Genomic DNA, 18831 nt, shown 5'->3' with positions numbered 1-18831 from the left:
TTCTTGACGGTGCGAATGTGTATGGATATTTGATAGACATCCGCAGAACGGCTTTCGCTGGTTGTTTTGGCGGAAAGGTTTCGTGGTGTGTATTATACAATATGAAGCAAAATCGCCGCCGCGTTATCTGTAACATTTTCCGGCGGAGACCCGTCTAATAATTATGGAGGTGTTTACGATGAACAAAACCGCGAAAATGATGAGCCTGGCCTCCGCGCTGCTGTTGACTTTTGCTTTGACAGCCTGCTCGACGGCCAAAGCGCCGGCGCCAGAGCCGGGAGAAGTGCCTGCCAATACGACCCAGGAACCGCCTGCCGATCCGGCGCCGAGCGAACCCGCCAAGCCCGACGAATCGCAGCACGAAGCCGTCGAAGCGACCGGCGTATATAACGGACAAGCCGATCCGCATACGATCGAAGTGAACGTGGACGGCAAGCCGACTTCGTTCCAGCTGTCGGAAGGAGCGGCGTCGCAGCTCGAAGGCCTCAACGAAGGCGACACGATCTCGTTCGAATACGTGGAACATCCGGTCGAGGGCAGCGGCACGCCGCAGCTGGAGATTCAATCGCTGGCAAAAGCCGATGCCGCTTCGTCGGGAGAGGCCGGAGAAGGAACGGGAACGGCAGGCGGAACGGAAACGCCGGATGAGACGGCGGCTTCCGAGCGCCCCGCGACCAAAGAAATCTCCATGATGAGCGAAGGCATGCCCGATAAGCGTACGGCCGCATTGAAGCAGGGCGACGGCTACTCGCTGTACGTGTTCGACGCCTATACGTTCGATGACGCGAAAAACCGATTGTACCTGACCGCTTATCCGGACTACTATGCGGATATCGAAGTGCTGCCGGCCAAGGTGAATCTGGACGAACTGCGCAAAAGCGGCGAAGCCGAATTCAAGCAGTACGGGGAAGTCAAAGAATACTCGGGCGACCAGCTCGCGGAAGGGCCGCTGTACGGCGCGTCCCTGCTGCTTCAGGTGTCGGACGAAAAAGGGGTGCACGATTACGTCGTCTGGGAGCCGGGCGGCTCGAACGCGTACGTGTTCCGCGTTCACGCCCCGAGCGGAGAAGCTTCCGAGACGTTCCTGACGCCGGCGCTGACGTCGCTGACTTCGATTCAGGCCGATTCCGGCACGGGCACGGCGAAAAAGTAACTTTTACGGGTAGACAAAAAGGGACGCATTCGACAAGCGAATGCGTCCCTTTTTTCGTCTTCACAGCCCGCAGATTTCCGTCAGCGCCCGGTCGCCGACGCCCGGCAGCCATTCGTGGCCGTGCTCATGCAGCAGGATCATTTCTTTGTCCGCCGTAATCTTGTTGTAGGCGGCGAACTGCGTGGACGGCGGGCAGACCGTGTCGGTCAATCCGGTCACCCAGATCACGCGGCCGCGAATGCGGGGAGCCAGATTCTGAATGTCGATGTAACCGAGCCTGCGGAACGTCTCTTCCTCGCGCTTATGCTGGGGGTCGAACCAGCGGAAGTAATACGAGAGCTCTTCGTAAGCGGAAGAGACGACTTCCATTTCCCACGCGCGGCGGTAATCCGACAGGAACGGATAGACGGGGATCGCCAGCGCGATGCGGGGTTCCAGCGCCGCGCATGCGGCCGTCAGGGCGCCGCCCTGCGAGTAGCCGTAAGCGGCGACCCGCGTCTCGTCGACTTCCGGCATGCTCATCAGGATGCGCGCCGTCTGCACCGTGTCGAGGAACACGTTCCGGTAATACAGGCTGTCCGGACTGTCGTCTTCGAGACCCCGGATGATATGGCCGCGCAGCGTCGGGCCTTTCGTCCGCAGATTGTCTTCGGACGGCCCGCCCTGCCCGCGGCAGTCCAACGCCAGCACGCTGACGCCGCTTGCCGCATACAGGATCTTCTCGCCCCAGTCGCCGCTGTCGCACGAATAACCGTGGAACATGACGACGCCGGGACCGGCTTCGACGGGTTCGGCGCCGGCGGGGCGTTTGGGCCGCACGTATTTGGCGTGTACACGAGCGCCGCCCACGCCGGTAAAGTACAGATGAAAGCACTCGGCCGCCGGGCTGGTCATCTCCGCGGGCACCAGTTCGTAATCCAGCGGCTGCGCGTCGAGTTCGGCCAGCGCCCGCTCCCAATAAGCATCGAAGTCGTCCGGGAGCGGACTTTTTCCTTCGTATTCGCGCAGTTCGCGCAGAGGCATATCCCGATCCATGTTCATTCCCCCGTTTTCATTGGAAATAGCGGCTCCGGTTATCCGACTAACCGAAACCGCTTTCTTTCCCAGTATATGATTTTCGGGCGTCGATGCCCAGTCCTGTTACATCCGTCCGATCTCGCGATCGTCGCCGATGATTTCGTTCGTCTCGATCACGTAGCGGACGATTTCTTCCGCCGTCGTGTAGGCGACGCCCACGTACGTATCGGCCGCGCCGTAATAGATGGCGATGCGTCCGGTATCCGCGTCGTGCAGCGTGGCGCACGGGAACACGACGTTGGCGACGAAGCCGCGTTCTTCGTACCATTCCTCGGGCGTCAAAATGAAGTTGGCGGAGCGGTATTTGACCTTGGAAGGTTCGTCGAGATCCAGGATGACGGCGCTCATGCTGTAGACGAGACCGTTGCAGGTGCCGGTCACGCCGTGATAGAACATCAGCCAGCCTTCGCTGGTCTCGATCGGAGCAGGACCGCCGCCGATCTTGACGGACTGCCACCAGCCCTGGCCGCCCTTGCTCATGACATGGCGGTGTTTGCCCCAGTAGACGAGGTCGGGGCTTTCGCTCAGGAACACGTCGCCGAACGGCGTGTGGCCGCTGTCGCTCGGACGCGACAGCATGACGTAATTGCCGCCGATCTTCCGCGGGAACAGCACGCCGTTGCGGTTGAACGGAAGGAACGGGTTTTCCAGCCGGACGAACGTCTTGAAATCTTCCGTGCGGGCCAGCCCGATCGCGGCCCCGTAGAAATCGGTGCACCAGATGATGTAATAGACGCCTTCGACCTGAACCAGCCGAGGGTCGTAGGCATAGCCCGGATTGAACGGACGGCCTTCTTCGTCGACGAAGTCGATCGGCCGTTCGTCGAACGTCCAGCTCAGCGCGTCGTCGCTCCAGCCCAGCGACAGATGCGGACGGCCGTTGACCGTCTCGGCGCGGAACACGCCGACGAAGCGGTCTTCGTACGGAGCGACGGCGCTGTTGAAAATGCGGGCGATGCCGGGAGCGGGGTTGCGGGGAACGATCGGATTGGCGGAATGGCGCCAGATCGGCGCTTCCAGGCCTTCCGGTTTGTTTTCCCACGGCATGCGAGGCAGCGAATTTCCGATGATGCGTACATTGGACATGAGGACAGTCTCCTTTTTATGAGCGTAAGATTTGCCGGGCTGAGCCCGGCCGTCATCTTTCGGGCAAGAGTGCGCGGCGCGACGAAATCAGCCTTTTTCCGAGCCTTGGGCGAAGCCGTTATAGATGTACTTTTGCAGCGACAGGAACGCGATCAGCGTCGGGATAATCGTAATGATGATCGCCGCACAGATGACTTCCCACTGGGAGCCGTACGGGCCTTTGAACTTGAATAAGGCGGTGGATATGACCTGCAGCGACGTCTTGGGCATGTACAGGAACGGTGTATAGAAGTCGTTGTAGATGCTGACGCCTTTGATAATGACGACCGTGACGATCGCGGGCAGCAGCAGCGGCAGGATAATGCGGAAATAGATGGTGAAATACGAAGCGCCGTCCAGCATCGCCGATTCGTCCAGCGAGACCGCGATCGTGTCGAGGAACTGGAGGAAAATGTAGACGGCGATGATGTCCGTGCCCAGATACAGCACGATCGGCGCCAGTCGCGTGTTGAACAGATTCAGATCGTTGATGATCTGGAACGTGGCGACCTGCGTCGTTACGCTCGGAATCAGCGTGGCCAGCAGGAACGCGCCGAGCAGCAGTTTTTTGCCGCGAAATTGGAACCGGCTCAAAATATACGCGATCATCGATCCGGTAAAGGTAGCTCCGACGATCGACACGACCAGAATAATCATGGTGTTCATAAAGCCGACCATCATCTTGCCGTTGACGAACGCTTTGGTGTAATTGTCGAAGTTCAGCCAGTTCGACGGCGGCGTCAGCGGTCCGGTCGAGCCGTATTCGGCCCCCGTCTTGAGCGAAGCGAACAAGACGACGACGATCGGCACGAGCGCGGCCAGCGCGCCGATGATCAGCGAAGCATACTTGACAATCGAGGCGGCCGTATAGCGGAACGTATGCGAACGGGATGTATGGCGTGCGGCGGGTTTGGCGGCCTGCATCTATTTCTCCTCCTTTACGAACAGCTGCTGGATCAGCGTGACGACAACGACGATGAAGAGCAGCACGACGGCCATGGCCGAAGCCAATCCGACTTTTCCGTATTTGAATGCGACGTCCACAGTCTGAATGACGAAGGTGTTGCTGCCGTTCGAGCCGCCGGTCATGATGTACGGAATATCGAACGCGCTGATCGCGCCGCTGATGGACAAGATGATGTTGAGCTGGACGATCCTTTTGATGCTCGGCAGGATAATGTGACGGAACTGGTGCCAGCGGTTGGCGCCGTCGATGTCCGAGGCTTCGTAAATGTCTTTCGAAATCGAAGAGATGGCGCCGAGGAATACGATGAAGTTGAAGCCCATGTATCTCCATACGGAAGCTCCGGCGAGCGACACGTTAATGATATTCGGGTTCAGCAGCCATTTCTGGGTGAGGAAGTCGAGGCCGATCAGGCTCAGCACGGTATCGAGGGTTCCGCCCGGCTTGAAGAAGAACAGGAAGATGAAGCCGATCGCGACGCCGTTCAGCAGATACGGGAAGAACAGTACGCCTTTGAAAAAGTTTTTGCCGCGAACGTTAAAGCTCAAGATCGTGGCAAAGTACAGGGCAAGCCCCATCTGCACGAACGTGGCGAAGAAATAGTAGAGACTGACCTTGAAGACGGAAAAATATTTGGGATCGGTAAAAATGCTCTTATAGTTGTCGAACCCGACATACTTGAGCGTCTTGCTGTACCCGTTCCAGTCGGTAAAGCTGTACCGGAACATGTTGACGACGGGCAGATAGGCAAACGTGATGAGCAGCGCCAACGGAATAACGGTAAAGCAGGCGATAATCAGGATTCGCTGGTTGCGGTAACTCAAATTCCACACCTCCGTAAGGGTCTTTCGTCCGGTCCTGCCGGCTATAAAAAGGAAGAGGAGACGCGGCGCGTCTCTTAGTCTGTCGAGAATGTCTTATTCGTTCTAGAAGCGCAAAGGCTGCGGGAGAAATTCGTTCCGGTCGCGTGTTGAAATCGAGAAAAGAGATCGAATTTGAGCGGGATTTTCTCGATTTCAAAGGCGATCACTATCGTTCCTCCACTGAATTTCTCCCTCCGCCTCCTCGCTTCACTCGGAATTAGACTTTCTCGACAAGTTAGGAGACGCGGCGCGTCTCGTTCCTCCGAAGCCCTTTTCTATGTCCGCCGGCCGAAGCCGGCGGTGTTTGCATGTGGCGCGATTACTTTTCGCTTACGACTTTGGCGCGGGATTTCACCCAGGCATCGTTAAGTCCCTTCATGATGTCGTCGTAGGAATCCGGACGGTTGCCGATGCCGGCTTCGATGATGACTTTCTTGAAGTCCGGCTGCCAGAGACCGATTTCCGCGTCCTTGTCGATCTTGTCGACCCAACCTTGTTCTCCGTCTTTGGCCGGCGTCTGCGTTTCGAACTTCACGTCGGTTCCTTCGAACTGCTTCAGAATTTCCGGCAGCTCGGCGCCTTTGACCGGGCTCATGCCGCCGCCTTCGGTCGTCGGATAGCCGGATTCGTTGATGAACCAGTCGACCCAGGCGCGGGCCGCGGCTTTGTTTTCGCTGTGTACGTTGATGCCGAGCGTATAATCGTCGGCCAGCGGCACGATGCGCTCTTTGGCATTGGTCGGGAACGGCATGAAGCCGATATCGTCCGGGTTCGGCGCGATTCCTTTGATCTGGCCGATCGCCCAGGAACCGAGTACCATCGTTCCGATTTTGCCGTTGGCCAGATCGGCTTTGGACGATTCCCAGTCGGTCGTCGTCGGATCTTCTTCGATGAGACCGTTCTTGGCCGCGTCGTACATCACTTTATACAGCTCGTAATGCGGAGCGCCCGGGACGAAGTTGTCGTCCGTGTTCGGCTGCTTGATATTGACGTAATCCGCATCGCCCGCCACCGTGGTCAGCACGGCTTCCCACTGCGTCAGCGGCCAGCCGGCGGCATAGTTGGTATAGATCGGCACGGCGTCGGTCTTGTCCTTGATCGCCTGCAGCGCCTGCATGAATTCGTCGATCGTCTTCGGAGGATCGGCGATGCCGGCCTGCTGGAAGACCGCTTTGTTGTAAATGACGCCCGAGTAGTTGATCGTGATCGGGATGCCGTAAGCTTTGCCGTCGACTTCGCGTTCTTCGAGTCCGTCGTACTGCTTGGACAGCTCGTCCATCGTGCCCAGCGGCTCGAAGAATGTCGGCGTGTCGGCCAGCGGAATGCTGGTCGGCAGCAGCAGGACATCGCCGTAATCGTTCGTGTTCATGCGGATTTTGATCTGGTCTTCGTAATTGGCCAGCGCTTCGAAATTGACGTGCACATCGGGATACTTTTCGTTGAACTTCTTGGCGTAGTCCTGGAAGACGGTGTCGACGATGTCGGTACGCTGGGTGATGACGGTGATGTCGCCTTTCGGCGCGCCGTCTTCGGCGGCGCCGTTCGAACCGGACGCGGACGTTCCGCTGTCCCCGGAGGAGCAGCCGGTAAAGAGGGAAGCGGACAGCGTCAGAGCGGCCAGACTCATAATGGATTTGCGTTTCTTCATGATTTTGAACCCCTTTCTTTGTTGGGAACTGCTTGATTTCACACGCTAACAAAATAGATAAAATCAGGCGTATGACTTAGGTGTAGTGGAGATGAATGCGCTTTCTGATATGGATTATAGACCCGCGGAATTTTTTTATCGATGTGCTGATTTGTTATTTATAGTCGTGGTTTGTTATTCTTCGTTTTGTTATTTTGTTTTGGAAGTTTAAAAGGGGCGGAGAGGTTGGCAGCATGGGCGGAAAATAAAAAAACGGAAGAGCCGGCGATGCGGCTTCTTCCGTCAGGAGCGTGAACGAAAAGCGTTGTTTTTATAGTCTTTGGGCGTCATGCCGACGATTTTTTTGAACAGTTTGTTGAAATGGACGGGGTCTCCGTAACCGACCTTCTCCGCCACCTCGTAGTTTTTGAGTTCCGGCTGTTCGACCAGGAGCCGCTTCGCGCGATCCATTCGCAGGGCGATCAGATAGTCGGTCAGCGTCTGCCCGGTTTCGAGCTTGAACAGCCGGCTGACGTAGCTGGGATTCATCCCGAGGCGTTCCGCCAGCTCCGCGAACTCCAGCGGTTCGGCATACTCGCTTTCGATCATCGACTTCAAGCGCTCGACGGCGTAATGATCCGGGGAAGATTCCGTTTCCGGTGCGTCCGATCCGGCAGAAAGTTCCTCTTCCTTCTTCCGCGCGGAGCGGATCTGCGTCAGCAGGGCGAGCAGCTCGGGTTTGTCGATCGGCTTAAGCAGATAGTCGGTCACGCCGAAGCGCAGCGCGCGTCTGGCGTATTCGAAGTCGTTGAATCCGCTGAGCACGATGACGGGGAGATTCGGCATGATTTCGCGGCTGCGCCGGATCAGTTCGAACCCGTCCATGACGGGCATGCGGATATCGGTAATCAGCGCGTCGATGCCGCCTGGCGGAAGGGTCGACAGCCGGTTCCAGGCTTCCGCTCCGCTGCGGTGCGAGCCGACGATTTCGGCGCCGGGCACTTCGCGCAGGCAGATCTTCTCAAGCCCCAGTCGGATCAGATCCTCGTCGTCCGCAATCATGATTTTCATGGCTGGGTCCTCCTTGTCTCTGTGATTTGTTATTTATTTGTTTCTTTATCATACCGCAAAAAAGCAAAAAAATGTTTTTGAATATTGTGAGAGTTGGACTTGAAAAAGCGTTTGAAAACGTTTATAAAGAAGTTATTGAAATGATTTGTAATTTAAATAACAAAATAATAACAAAATGCAAGGAGGGTATATGGAAAAGCTGGAGGAGTTCGTTTGCGGGATGACATGGGGCTTTATGGGGATACGCGGAAGCTGGGGAAATGACGAGGCTCGGCGGTCCATGCGGGAAATGGCGGAAACGACAGGCGCCGATTGGATCGCGATCGCGTTCTCGGCGCTGCAGGATACGGCGCATTCGACCGAAGTTCGCTTCCGGGAAGAGCCGACGGTGACGGACGAGGAAGTGCGCTGGGCCGTGGCGGAAGCGAAAAGCCTGGGCTTGAAAGTCTGCCTCAAACCGATCGTCAACTGCGCGGACGGCACATGGAGGGCGCATATCAACTTTTTCGACAAGGACGTTCCGTGCGAGCCCAAATGGTCCGACTGGTTCGCTTCCTACGGACGCTTCATGACGCATTACGCGGAAATCGCCGAACAAACGGGCTGCGAGATGTTCTGCGTCGGCTGCGAGATGGTGCAGACGGATCGCAGGGAGAACGAATGGCGGGAGCTGATTGCTCGCGTGAGAGAAGCGTACTCCGGGATCGTGACCTACAACTGCGACAAATATCAGGAAGATAACGTGACCTGGTGGGATAGCGTCGACGTCGTTTCTTCCAGCGGCTATTATCCTTCGGACGATTGGGAAGCTCAGCTGGATCGGATCGAGAACGTCGTGCGGGCGGCGGGGAAGCCTTTTCTGTTTCTCGAAGCCGGCTGTCCGAGCCGAGAAGGCTCGTCTGCCGTTCCCAACGATTGGACGCTGGAAGGGGGCCCGGACGAAGAGGAACAGGCTGCCTTTTACCGGGCGATGTTCGGCAGCTGCGAGCGGCGTTCCTGGGTCGGCGGCTTCATGCTGTGGGACTGGCCCGCGCGTCTGTACGAGCGGGAGAGCGCGGCGCAGGACGACGGATACTGCATCTACGGCAAGACGGCGGAAGGAATCGTGCGCCGCTATTATGAAGGGAAACGGGGGAAATCCGAATGAGCGCGGCGGACTTGACGGCCGGTTGGCGGGAAGAGCTGGACCGGGAACTTCGGCATAATATTTTGGGGTTTTGGATGGAACATGCGCCGGCGGCGGGAGATAGCGGGTTTGTCGGAGAAATCGGGGCGGATATGGACGTGCGCGGGGACGCGGACCGCAGTCTGGTTCTGAACGCGCGCATTCTGTGGACGTTCTCGGCCGCCTACCGCCGCTTCGGCAGCGAGGAGTACTTGAGCATAGCCGACCGTGCGTACCGCTATTTGCAGGAGCGTTTCCTGGACCGGAAATACGGAGGTTACTACTGGATGGTGCATGCCGACGGAAGCGCGGCGGAGACGAAGAAGCAGGTGTACGGCCAAGCGTTCGCGATCTATGCGCTGAGCGAGTACGCGCAGGCGCTGGACGAATCGGCGCGGGCGGGCGCTGCGGAAGCGGGTTCGGAAGAACGCCGCTCGCTGCGAAGCGAACTGGAATCGGGCGCGCGCGAGCTGTACCGCCTGATCGAAGCCCACAGCCGCGATCCGCTGCACGGCGGTTATATCGAAGCGCATGCGGAGGATTGGAGCGATACGGAAGATTTCAGTCTCAGCGGCAAGGACCTGAACGAGAAAAAATCGATGAACACCCATCTGCACGTGCTGGAAGGCTATACGAATTTGTACCGTATCTGGCCGTCGGACGAGCTCAAGAACCGGCTGGGCGAGCTGATCGAAGTCACGCTGACGCATATCGTCGATCCGGCGAGCGGACATTTTCGTTTGTTCTTCGACGATGAATGGAACGTCAAGTCCGATCACGTATCCTACGGACACGATATCGAAGGCAGCTGGCTGCTGATGGAAGCGGCCGAAGCGCTCGGCGGCGAGGCGCTGATCGAACGCGCGAAAGCGACGGCGCTGAAGATGGCGGAAGCCGTGCTGCGGCGCGGCGTCGATGCCGACGGCGGCATCTGGAACGAAGCGTCCGGGGGCAGTCTGGTGGACGATTCCAAGGATTGGTGGCCGCAGGCCGAAGCGATGGTCGGGTTCTACAATGCGTACGAGCTGACCGGCGATGCCGCCTACAGGGAAGCGGCGGCTCGGTCCTGGGCGTTTATCCGCGACTATCTCGTGGACCGGGAATTCGGGGAATGGTACTGGAGCGTCTCGAACGACCGGACTCCGAATCGCAAAGAGCCCAAAGTCAGCGCCTGGAAATGCCCGTACCATAACGGACGCGCCTGCCTCGAGATGCTGGCGCGCCTGGAGCGGACGGAAGCGGCTTTGCAGGAATCGAGCCGGTAACCGATACCGGTAACCGAGCCGAAGGGCGGAACGAAGACAAAAGACAACGGAGGAGAACAAGATGCAGATGCAGGAACCGAAAACGGACAGAGAAGTAAACGGGCAGCGCGCGGACGGAGAAGGCGCGGCGCTGTTCGAGCGGCGCAAACGCCAGGTAACCGAACGTTACGAAGCGCTGGTAGCCCGGCCCAACGAGCGGATCGAACCCGGAAACGGAATTTATGACCGTTACGTCAATCCCGTGCTGACGGCGGAGCACGCGCCGCCGATCTGGAAGTACGACTTCGATCCGGAGACCAATCCTTACTTTTCGGAGCGTCTGGGCGTAGGAGGCGCGTTCAACCCCGGCGCCATGTATTGGAACGGCCGATACGTGCTGGTGGCCCGCGTGGAAGGAGCCGACCGCAAATCTTTCTTCGCCGTCGCCGAGAGCGACCGTCCGACCGAAGGATTCCGCTTCCGCGACCGTCCGATTCTGATGCCGGAAACGGAAGATCCCGACGTGAACGTCTACGACATGCGGCTCGTGCAGCATGAAGACGGATGGATTTACGGCCTGTTCTGCACGGAGCGCCGCGATCCCGCCGCGGCTCCGTCGGATCTGTCCAGCGCCGTCGCGCAGTGCGGCATCGCCCGAACGCGCGACCTCGAACGTTGGGAGCGCTTGGCGGACCTGAAGACGCCGTCCGCGCAGCAGCGCAACGTCGTGCTGCATCCCGAATTCGTGGACGGCAAATACGCGTTCTACACCCGCCCGCAGGACGGCTTCATCGACGCGGGTTCCGGCGGCGGCATCGGCTGGGGACTGTCCGATTCGATCGAAAACGCGGTGATCGAACGGGAGATCATTATCGAAGAACGGGCTTACCATACGGTCAAAGAGGTGAAGAACGGACAGGGTCCGGCCCCGATCAAGACCGATAAAGGCTGGCTGCATATCGCGCACGGCGTGCGAGGAACGGCAGCGGGACTGCGCTACGTGCTGTACGCCTTCCTGTCCGACCTGCGGGAGCCGTGGAAGGTGACCCATCGCCCAGGCGGACATCTGTTGGCCCCGGAAGGCATCGAGCGGGTCGGCGACGTGTCGAACGTGCTGTTCTGCAACGGCGCGACCGTTAACGAAGACGGAGACATCCATATCTATTACGCCTCGTCCGATACGCGCATTCACGTGGCCGCGACCAGCGTCGAGCGTCTGCTCGATTACGTCCTGCACACGCCGGAAGATCCGCTGCGCTCCCATGCCTGCGTCCGGCAGCGGCTGGATCTGATCGAGCGGAACCTCGCTTATCGGGAGGCGGAGCAGAGCGGACGGGCCTAAGCGGCCCGTCGACACCGCAAGGCCGCCGAGGCCGCGCGCCCGGGCGGCGACTGCCGCCGCGGCCGACCGAGAAGAAGCCGGATTTCGTCCGAAGCCGCCGAATAAAAGTCCGGCCCGATCCGCGGCAGCGAAAAGCCCGACCCTTTCGCTCACGCGAAAAGGTCGGGCTTTTTCGGTTGGCCGGATTCGGGGACCGCCCGCGGCCGGTCAGGCTTCATTTTCCCCGGCAGCTTCCCGGGCGGGAGCGCATTCCGTCACGGAATGGCGGAATACAAGGTCGGACGCGACCAGAATTTTCTCGAGCGGGGCTTTGGCATCCTGCACGCGTTCCAGCAGCCGCAGGGCGGCGCGCCGGCCCATCGCTTCCTTCGGCACGTGCACGGTCGTCAGTCCCGGCTGCGCGCGCCCGGCGTCCTCGATGTTGTCGAAGCCGGTCAGCGAGACCTCCTCGGGCACCCGGACGCCGACGGATTCCAGCACCCGCAGCGCCACCAACGCCACGGAATCGTTGGCGCAGACGAGCGCCGTCGGCATCGTGCGCTGTTTGCGCCGCTTGAGCAGCCATTGGCGAAGCTCGCCTTCGAAGCTGCCGTCGTCGATGCCGGTCAGCGTATTCATGGGATCGTCGCCGTCCTGCGGCTTGATCCCGTGCGTCTCCAGCGCGGCGCGATAGCCGCTCCAGCGGTCGCGGAAGCTGCGGGAGAAGCCGGAGCTTCCGATAAAATGAAGCCGGCTGTGGCCGCTGCCGAGCAGATGGTTGGTCAGGCGCATGCTCGCGTCCGTATTGTTGGCGAACACGCTGTCCGCGGGGATCAGCGGATCTTCGTGATCGATCAGCACGGTCGGCAGGCCGATCCGGTGCACTTCCAGCAGCAGCGGAGTCGAGATTTGGCCGATCCCGATCAGCCCCAGGATGCCGCTGGGATTCAGCACGCTGGTCACGGCGTCGATCCGCTGCTCCGAGATGATGATGACGCCGAAGCCTTTCTCTTCGAGCGTCTCGGTCACGCCGTCCAGAATGCGGCCCCAGTACAGGGACTCCCGGGTCTGAAAGCGGACGTTCGGCATCAGCACCAGCACCGATTGACGGGCGGAAGAAGCGGATGGGAGCCTTTCGGGCTCGCGTCTGGCCGCCTGTCCGTAACCTCGGGGCTGCGTGAAGTAGCCGAGCTGCGAAGCGGCCTGGATGACGCGTTCCCGGGTGCTTTCGCTGACGCCGCCTTTGCCCGACAGCGCTTTGGAGACGACGAATTTGGAAACGCCGAGCTGGTCCGCGATTTGCTGCATCGTTATTTTTTTTGCCATGATGTTCGCTCCTCTATTTCGAATAACCTCCGGAACTCCGGTCGGTCTATGGTTTGGAACTCGTGCTGCGCGCTTCCTTCCAGTTGCGGTTCAGCCGATCGAACGCCTCGCCCAGGTCGTCCGCGGCGATCAGTTCCTGCATGTAGCCGCCCGACCAAAAGGAGAAGTTCGCCCGCTCCGCCAGATCGATAAACGCGTCCCCGGTCTGAACGCCTTCCACGAAGGTCGGCCGGAACGAGAGGAATTCCCGGAACTGCGCCATCTTGGGAGTCTGGGTGCTGTCGACCGGCAGAAAGCCCCAGTCGTCCACGAACCCCGATTTTTTGACGAAAAATTCGACCCAATCCTGGGCCAACTCCGGCTCGGCGCTGAATTTGCTCACCCCGATAAAATAGTCGGGATTGAGCGGGGCGTAATACGAACCTCCGTTATCGTACGGGAAAGGGAAAAATCCGATTTCGTCCGGATCGGCTCCGGCGTCGACGAGCTGCCGAATCGCCCAGCTTCCTTGAAAATACATGGCGGCCCGTCCGGAAGCAAGTTCCGTTTTCGACGTTTCCCAGGTGTTGGCGAACAGATTCTTCTCGGCATAGCCTTCGCGCACCAGCCGGCGCACGATCTTCAAGCTGTCGCCCCAAGGACCGTCCAACTGCCAGGGCTCGTCGGTCAGCGCCATCCGGTTGAGGTAGCCGGCACGGCCCGAAGAATAATTGACCAGGATGTCGCCCCATTCCTTCAAAGGCCATTTGGCGCCGTAATTCAGGTACACGGGAACGATGCCGATGTCTTTCAGCTTGGCGCAGGCGGCGAAGAACTCGTCCAGCGTCTGCGGAATTTCGTCGATGCCGGCCTGCTCGAACGCCTTTTTATTGTAAATGATTCCGTCGGTAGCGGTGCCCGTCGCGAGTCCGTAGCGCCGGTCTCCGTATTTGCGCATATCCGCAAAGCGCATGTTCTCGAACAATTCGTCCTTCAAAGGGGCGAAAAAGTTCGGGAGCTCGCTGCCGGGCATGTTGATCGGCAGCAGCAGCACGTCGCCCGCTTCGCGGGTGGACAGCCTCGTCATGATGTCGCCGGCATAGTCGGACAAGCCCTCGAAGCGGACGTCGGCGCCGGGATGTTCGGCTTCGAAGCGCTTCGCGTAGCCGTCGAACACGCCGTTCTCGATCAGGTCGATCCGGTTGGTCAGGACGGTCAGCGACCGCGTCTCGGGGGCGGGCATGGCAGGGACCTCCGGCGTACTGCCGGGCGCGGTGCAGGAAGTCAGCCCGAGCAGCAGCGCGCACGCGGCCGCGCGGACGATCCGCCCGAAGGCGGCCGAATGGATCATATTCATATTCCGGGCTCCGTTTCTTCAATAGTGGTGCCGGGTGCCGGACCGCCCGGAGGCAGCGACAGATCGACGGTCGTTCCGATTCCCGGCTCGCTGAATACGCGCAGACCGCATCCCGGTCCGTAGCGCAGCGCGAGGCGGTGGTGAACGTTCTTGAGTCCCACGCCGCCCCTCACCCGCTTGCGGGAAGGCAGCCCGCCGGCAATGTCCCGGTTCAGCCGCTCCAGCGTCGCCGGGTCCATGCCGCAGCCGCTGTCGGACAGCCGGAAGCGCAGCTTATCCTTTTCGCGTCCAGCTTCGATGCGCAGACGCATCAGCGGCTTGTCGTCCAATCCGTGATAAGCCGCGTTCTCGATGATCGGCTGCAGCGTCAGCCGGGGCAGACGCTCGTCCATCAGTTCTTCCGGAACTTCGATCTCCAGCGCGAAGCGTCCCCGGTAGCGATAGTTCAGCAGATCGACGTAACGGGCGGCGTGTTCCAGCTCTTCGCGCACCGTCGCTTCGCCGCCGGGGTCGCCGGTGCTGTAGCGGAGCATGCGCCCGAGAAGGGCGATCATGTCCGCGGAATCGACGTCGTCGTTCAGCTCGGCGGTCATCCGGATCGCTTCGAGCGTGTTGTACACGAAGTGCGGATTGATCTGGCTTTGCAGGGCGCCGAGCTCCGCTTCTTTTTTCTGCGCTTCGATCCGGTAGATGTCGGCGATAAGCTCCTCGATGCGCACGAGCATAAAATTGAACTGGCTGCCGAGCCGTCCGATCTCGTCCCGCCGCCGAACCTGAAAACGGACGCCCAGGTCGCCCTGCTGCACGCGCTTCATCAGCTGCATCATGCCGTCGAGCGGGCGGGTCAGCGCCGAAGAGAGGAAGATGGAGCTGAGCAGCGCGATCAGCGTCACGCCGAGGGTCGCGGCAAGCGTGGCGTTTCGCGTATGGGCCGCTTCCCGGGTCAAGGCGTCCAGCGGAATCGACAGCACGACTTTCCACCCGGTCTGCTTCGAAGTATCGTACACGACCAGCTGTTTGCCCCGGCCGCTTCCGGCGTCCGCGGGCGGATCGTATACGAAACTTCCCTGCTCTCCGGCAAAACGGAGGAACAGGTCGCTGCCCGAGATGTTCGTGCCCAGATCCCGCATGCCGCTGCCGTAAACGAGCACGCCCGCCGCGTCGACGACCAGCGAGCGGCCTCTCGTCACCTGGTCCAGCTCGTCGAAGGTCGGCTCGAACGCGCTGACGTTCGTGTCCACCGCGATCAGCCCGATCGGCTTCTGAAAACCGTCCATGACCTGGCGCACGACGGTGAAGGCGTAGCGGGTGCTCTGCAGGTTGCTTTCGAACGCCTGGGTCGGCAGCAGCAGCGCTTTGCCGCCCGAGTCCCGGGTCTTTTCCCGCCAATACCGGTAGCTGCCCTCGATGTCGAGCCGCAGTCCTCCGCCGGCCGCCGAATAATAGCTGCTGCCGTAGCTGTCGAACACGTAAATCGAGCTCGAGTTTCCTTTGAACGTATTGACCATATTCATGTTGTCTTCGATCCCCCGCTGAATGGACAGCCGCAGCACGTAATCGTCCGAAGCCGAAATCTGCTCGCCGAGACCCGCGTGCTGTTGGGCGTAACGGTTGGAGAGGTCGAGGTTTTTCTTGAAGTCGTCGACATAAGAAGGCATGGCGGAGAGCGCCGTCATGTCGTCGATATAATCGTCCAGGCGGTCGATCACCTGACCGATCAGCTTCTGCGAATAGGCGGCCGTGTTGTTTTGAATGGAATGGGAATAGCTGCCGTACGAAATGGCGCCGATGAGAAAAAGCGGGAAAAGGATCAGCAGGACAAAGACGACCAGCAGCTTTTTTTCCATCCGCATATCGGCAAACCGGAAACGGGAAGAGCGCTTGGGGGCAGACATCGCGATATTCACCACTAACCTATAAATTGTTTGCTGTATAACATAAATTTAGTATAACAAATCGGAAAAACCGACGTCCATAGCCGGCGTCGGGAAACGGAAATTTTATCGGGCGCAAGCCGGCTGCCGAGGCGAAAAGGGAAAGATTGCAAGCCGCCGCGGGAGGCCTTACGATAGAGAAGCATTTGCGCGGCGCGGGGAGGCAGGGCCGCTCGGCCGAAAAATTCGAATTCTACCATCGAAAGCAGAAGGAGGGCGGCCGCCTTGATTCGGACGCTTGCTGTAACTCGCGATTATCAGGTCAAACTCGATATTCCGCTGACGGAGCTGGAGCCGTCGGATTATAAATGGTTCTGGGCCGATTTTGTCGCGCCCACCGCGAAAGAAACGGAACTGCTCGATACGTATTTTCATTTTCACCATCTGGAAATCGAAGACTGCCTGAACGATGTCCAGCGTCCCAAGATGGACCCGCACGAAAAATACGTGTTCCTGATCACCCACGCGCTCGGGAAAAGCGGCCTGGAAGCCGGGGAAGTGGACCTTTTTCTCGGGCAAACGTTCCTCGTCACTTTCCACTTCGAACGCATGAAGCAGATCGACGAGGCCTGGGAGCGCACCGCCGCGCGCGGAACGGACCCGTCCAAGGAAACGAATCCCGTGACGGCGGCGTATCTGGTGCTCGACGCGCTGGTGGACGAATATTTCCCGTGCGTGTTCCAGATCGAAGACGAACTGGCGGACTTGGAAGAGAGAGGACGCACGGAATCGGTCGACAAGCTGCTGGGCCAGGTGTTCGATCTGCGCGCGCGGCTGCTCAGGCTGCATCACACGGTTGTTCCGATGCGGGATCTGCTGTACCGGATCATCAATTCGCAGCATGTCGACGACGAACAGAGATACCGCGTGTACTTTACCGACATTTACGATCATCTGCTGAAGTTGTCCGAGATGATCGATTCGAACCGCGAAATGACGGCCGATCTGCGCGACAGCTACATCTCGCTCAACTCCAACCGGATGAACGGCATCATGAAGACGCTGACGGTGATCACGACGATCTTCATGCCGCTGACGCTGATCGCCGGCATCTACGGGATGAATTTCGACAATATGCCCGAGCTCCGCTCCGAATACGGATATTTTGCGGTGCTCGGCATGATGGTGTTCTTGGCGGGTGCGATGATCGGCTGGTTCTGGCGCAGAGGCTGGTTCAAATAAACGAAGTCGGAAATGGCGGGAGGAAGCCGAAACGGGTCGGCAGCGGATCCGCAAAGCGGGCAAAGGTTCGCCTGGAGCGGACACCCGCCCCGTCAAAAACGCGAAAAGTGACGTCCTGACGGCAGGTGTTGTCCGTTTGGCCTGCATCGCGTGAAACCGTTAACGCTTGAAAAACATAACTTGGGCCGCTACAATGATAAAGTAAGCACAAATATTCTGGCCTTCAGGCTTATGACTCGGCATCGAAAGCGTTTCGAAAGCCGGGAAATCCCGGCGGTTCGCCGCTTTGAGCCTATAACCAGTAAACGGTAGGGGATGATCTTTCAGTGCAGCTGAAAAAGTTAAACGATAAAACGGTCGACCAATTGTTCGAGGCGATCCTGACGCTCAAAGATCTGGAGGAATGCTACGTATTCTTCGACGATCTGTGCACGGTCAACGAAATCCAGTCGCTCTCGCAGCGTCTCGAAGTGGCGCGCATGCTCGGCAAGGGCAGCACGTATAACCAGATCGAAGCCGAGACGGGCGCCAGCACGGCGACGATCTCGCGCGTGAAGCGCTGTCTGAACTACGGCAACGACGGCTATAAGATGACGCTCGATCGTCTGGGGCGCTAACTTATGACGATCAAAGCGGGCGCGCTGATTATCAGCCACGGTTCGCCGCAGCCCGAATGGGTGCAGGCGGTGGAGGAAGCGGCCGGCGAAGCAAGAATCAAGGAACATATGCCGGTCGCGGTGTCGTTTCTGGGCAATGTGGAGGGCGCGTCGATCCAGGACGGGATCGACGCGCTCGAAGCGGAAGGCGTCACGGATATTTTGGCCGTGATGCTGTTCGTGTCGGAAGGCAGCACGCATATCGACGAGATCGAATACGCGCTCGGCATGAAGAGCGAACCGGATAAGGAAACGGATCTCGAGCCGTTCCGAATCTCGGCGCGCATGCACGTCGGCCGTCCGATGGGCGACGATCCGGACGTGGCGCGCATGGTCTGGGACAAAGTATCCCCGGTTTCGGTAACTCCCGAAAACGAGGTGATCCTGCTTGTCGGCCACGGCAGCATTCACGACGGCTTCCGTCAGCGCTGGGAAGCGGGAGCGTCCGCTTTGACGAAGCGGGTCGGCGAGACGAGCGGGCTGGTCTGCGATTACGCGCTGCTCAATCCCGACAACGTGCGGGCCAAGACGCAGGAATGGACGGAGAAGGGACGCCGGGTGCTGATCGCCCCGATCTTCCTGAGTACGGGCTATTTCCTGCAGACGGTCATTCCGCGCAAGCTCGAAGGCTTGACGTACGGATATACGGGCGAGGCGCTGCTCCCTCACCCGCTGCTGCCGGCCTGGGTCGAGCGGCAGATCGAGCAGCTGCTCGAAAACGTCGGCCGGGAAGACGCGGCGGAGTAACAAGATGACAGGAAGCGAAGAAGCGAAGGTCCCTCCCGAG

Annotated in this window: 16 protein-coding genes; 7 read left to right on the top strand and 9 right to left on the bottom strand. The window is 59.4% G+C overall.

Features of this window, described 5'->3' with window-relative positions; all coding sequences use genetic code 11:
* The first annotated feature begins 178 nt into the window (after positions 1 to 178).
* Entirely contained in the window at positions 179 to 1153 is a 975-nt protein-coding gene (locus GYN08_RS08415) for a hypothetical protein (protein ID WP_166273733.1), read from the top strand.
* A 60-nt stretch (positions 1154 to 1213) separates the two neighbouring features.
* Here the strand turns inward: GYN08_RS08415 and GYN08_RS08410 are convergent, their stop codons facing one another.
* The 6 genes from GYN08_RS08410 to GYN08_RS08385 form a co-directional block, all read right to left on the bottom strand.
* Positions 1214 to 2188: an acetylxylan esterase gene (locus tag GYN08_RS08410; protein WP_166273732.1), complete on the bottom strand. Its 975-nt coding sequence runs from the start codon at positions 2186 to 2188 to the stop codon at positions 1214 to 1216.
* Positions 2189 to 2293: 105 nt separating this feature from the next.
* Positions 2294 to 3316, bottom strand: a complete 1023-nt coding sequence (locus GYN08_RS08405; RefSeq protein WP_166273731.1) for a glycoside hydrolase family 130 protein — start codon at positions 3314 to 3316, stop codon at positions 2294 to 2296.
* Between the two features lie 87 nt (positions 3317 to 3403).
* The gene (locus GYN08_RS08400; RefSeq protein ID WP_166273730.1) at positions 3404 to 4279 is read right to left on the bottom strand and encodes a carbohydrate ABC transporter permease; all 876 of its coding nucleotides are present in this window, start codon (positions 4277 to 4279) and stop codon (positions 3404 to 3406) included.
* On the bottom strand, positions 4280 to 5152 hold the full coding sequence (locus tag GYN08_RS08395) for a carbohydrate ABC transporter permease (protein ID WP_328802906.1): 873 nt from the start codon (positions 5150 to 5152) through the stop codon (positions 4280 to 4282).
* A 349-nt stretch (positions 5153 to 5501) separates the two neighbouring features.
* Positions 5502 to 6830, bottom strand: a complete 1329-nt coding sequence (locus GYN08_RS08390; RefSeq protein WP_166273729.1) for an ABC transporter substrate-binding protein — start codon at positions 6828 to 6830, stop codon at positions 5502 to 5504.
* Between the two features lie 282 nt (positions 6831 to 7112).
* Entirely contained in the window at positions 7113 to 7880 is a 768-nt protein-coding gene (locus GYN08_RS08385) for a helix-turn-helix domain-containing protein (protein WP_166273728.1), read from the bottom strand.
* Between the two features lie 190 nt (positions 7881 to 8070).
* On the opposite strand from GYN08_RS08385, the gene GYN08_RS08380 reads away from it, so the two are divergent.
* The 3 genes from GYN08_RS08380 (at position 8071) to GYN08_RS08370 (ending at position 11631) form a co-directional block, all read left to right on the top strand.
* Positions 8071 to 9027, top strand: a complete 957-nt coding sequence (locus tag GYN08_RS08380; RefSeq protein ID WP_166273727.1) for a glycoside hydrolase family 113 — start codon at positions 8071 to 8073, stop codon at positions 9025 to 9027.
* Positions 9024 to 10310 (top strand): AGE family epimerase/isomerase, encoded by a 1287-nt coding sequence (locus tag GYN08_RS08375; protein ID WP_166273726.1) that lies wholly within the window; start codon positions 9024 to 9026, stop codon positions 10308 to 10310. Before GYN08_RS08380 ends, GYN08_RS08375 begins: the two co-directional genes overlap by 4 nt.
* A 67-nt stretch (positions 10311 to 10377) precedes the next feature.
* Complete coding sequence (locus tag GYN08_RS08370) at positions 10378 to 11631, top strand: glycoside hydrolase family 130 protein (RefSeq protein ID WP_166273832.1); 1254 nt, start codon at positions 10378 to 10380, stop codon at positions 11629 to 11631.
* Positions 11632 to 11838: 207 nt separating this feature from the next.
* Here the strand turns inward: GYN08_RS08370 and GYN08_RS08365 are convergent, their stop codons facing one another.
* Genes GYN08_RS08365 through GYN08_RS08355 form a run of 3 tightly spaced genes read right to left on the bottom strand, consistent with a single transcriptional unit; the run spans position 11839 to position 16167 of the window.
* Positions 11839 to 12936, bottom strand: a complete 1098-nt coding sequence (locus GYN08_RS08365; RefSeq protein ID WP_166273725.1) for a LacI family DNA-binding transcriptional regulator — start codon at positions 12934 to 12936, stop codon at positions 11839 to 11841.
* A gap of 46 nt (positions 12937 to 12982) precedes the next feature.
* Positions 12983 to 14272, bottom strand: a complete 1290-nt coding sequence (locus GYN08_RS08360; protein WP_166273724.1) for an ABC transporter substrate-binding protein — start codon at positions 14270 to 14272, stop codon at positions 12983 to 12985.
* Positions 14269 to 16167, bottom strand: coding sequence for a cache domain-containing sensor histidine kinase (locus tag GYN08_RS08355; RefSeq protein WP_166273723.1), 1899 nt, complete (start codon positions 16165 to 16167; stop codon positions 14269 to 14271). Before GYN08_RS08355 ends, GYN08_RS08360 begins: the two co-directional genes overlap by 4 nt.
* A 264-nt stretch (positions 16168 to 16431) precedes the next feature.
* Between GYN08_RS08355 and corA the strand changes: the two genes are divergently transcribed.
* The 3 genes from corA (at position 16432) to GYN08_RS08340 (ending at position 18791) form a co-directional block, all read left to right on the top strand.
* A complete protein-coding gene (gene corA / locus GYN08_RS08350; protein ID WP_166273722.1) occupies positions 16432 to 17388 on the top strand; it encodes a magnesium/cobalt transporter CorA in 957 nt (318 codons plus the stop codon).
* Between the two features lie 326 nt (positions 17389 to 17714).
* A complete protein-coding gene (locus GYN08_RS08345; RefSeq protein WP_087800104.1) occupies positions 17715 to 18005 on the top strand; it encodes a YerC/YecD family TrpR-related protein in 291 nt (96 codons plus the stop codon).
* A gap of 3 nt (positions 18006 to 18008) precedes the next feature.
* On the top strand, positions 18009 to 18791 hold the full coding sequence (locus GYN08_RS08340; protein ID WP_166273721.1) for a sirohydrochlorin chelatase: 783 nt from the start codon (positions 18009 to 18011) through the stop codon (positions 18789 to 18791).
* The last annotated feature ends 40 nt before the right edge of the window (positions 18792 to 18831 follow it).

The organism is Saccharibacillus alkalitolerans (genome assembly GCF_011090185.1).
Classification (GTDB): domain Bacteria; phylum Bacillota; class Bacilli; order Paenibacillales; family Paenibacillaceae; genus Saccharibacillus; species Saccharibacillus alkalitolerans.
This window is presented reverse-complemented; position numbering and strand designations above follow the sequence as displayed.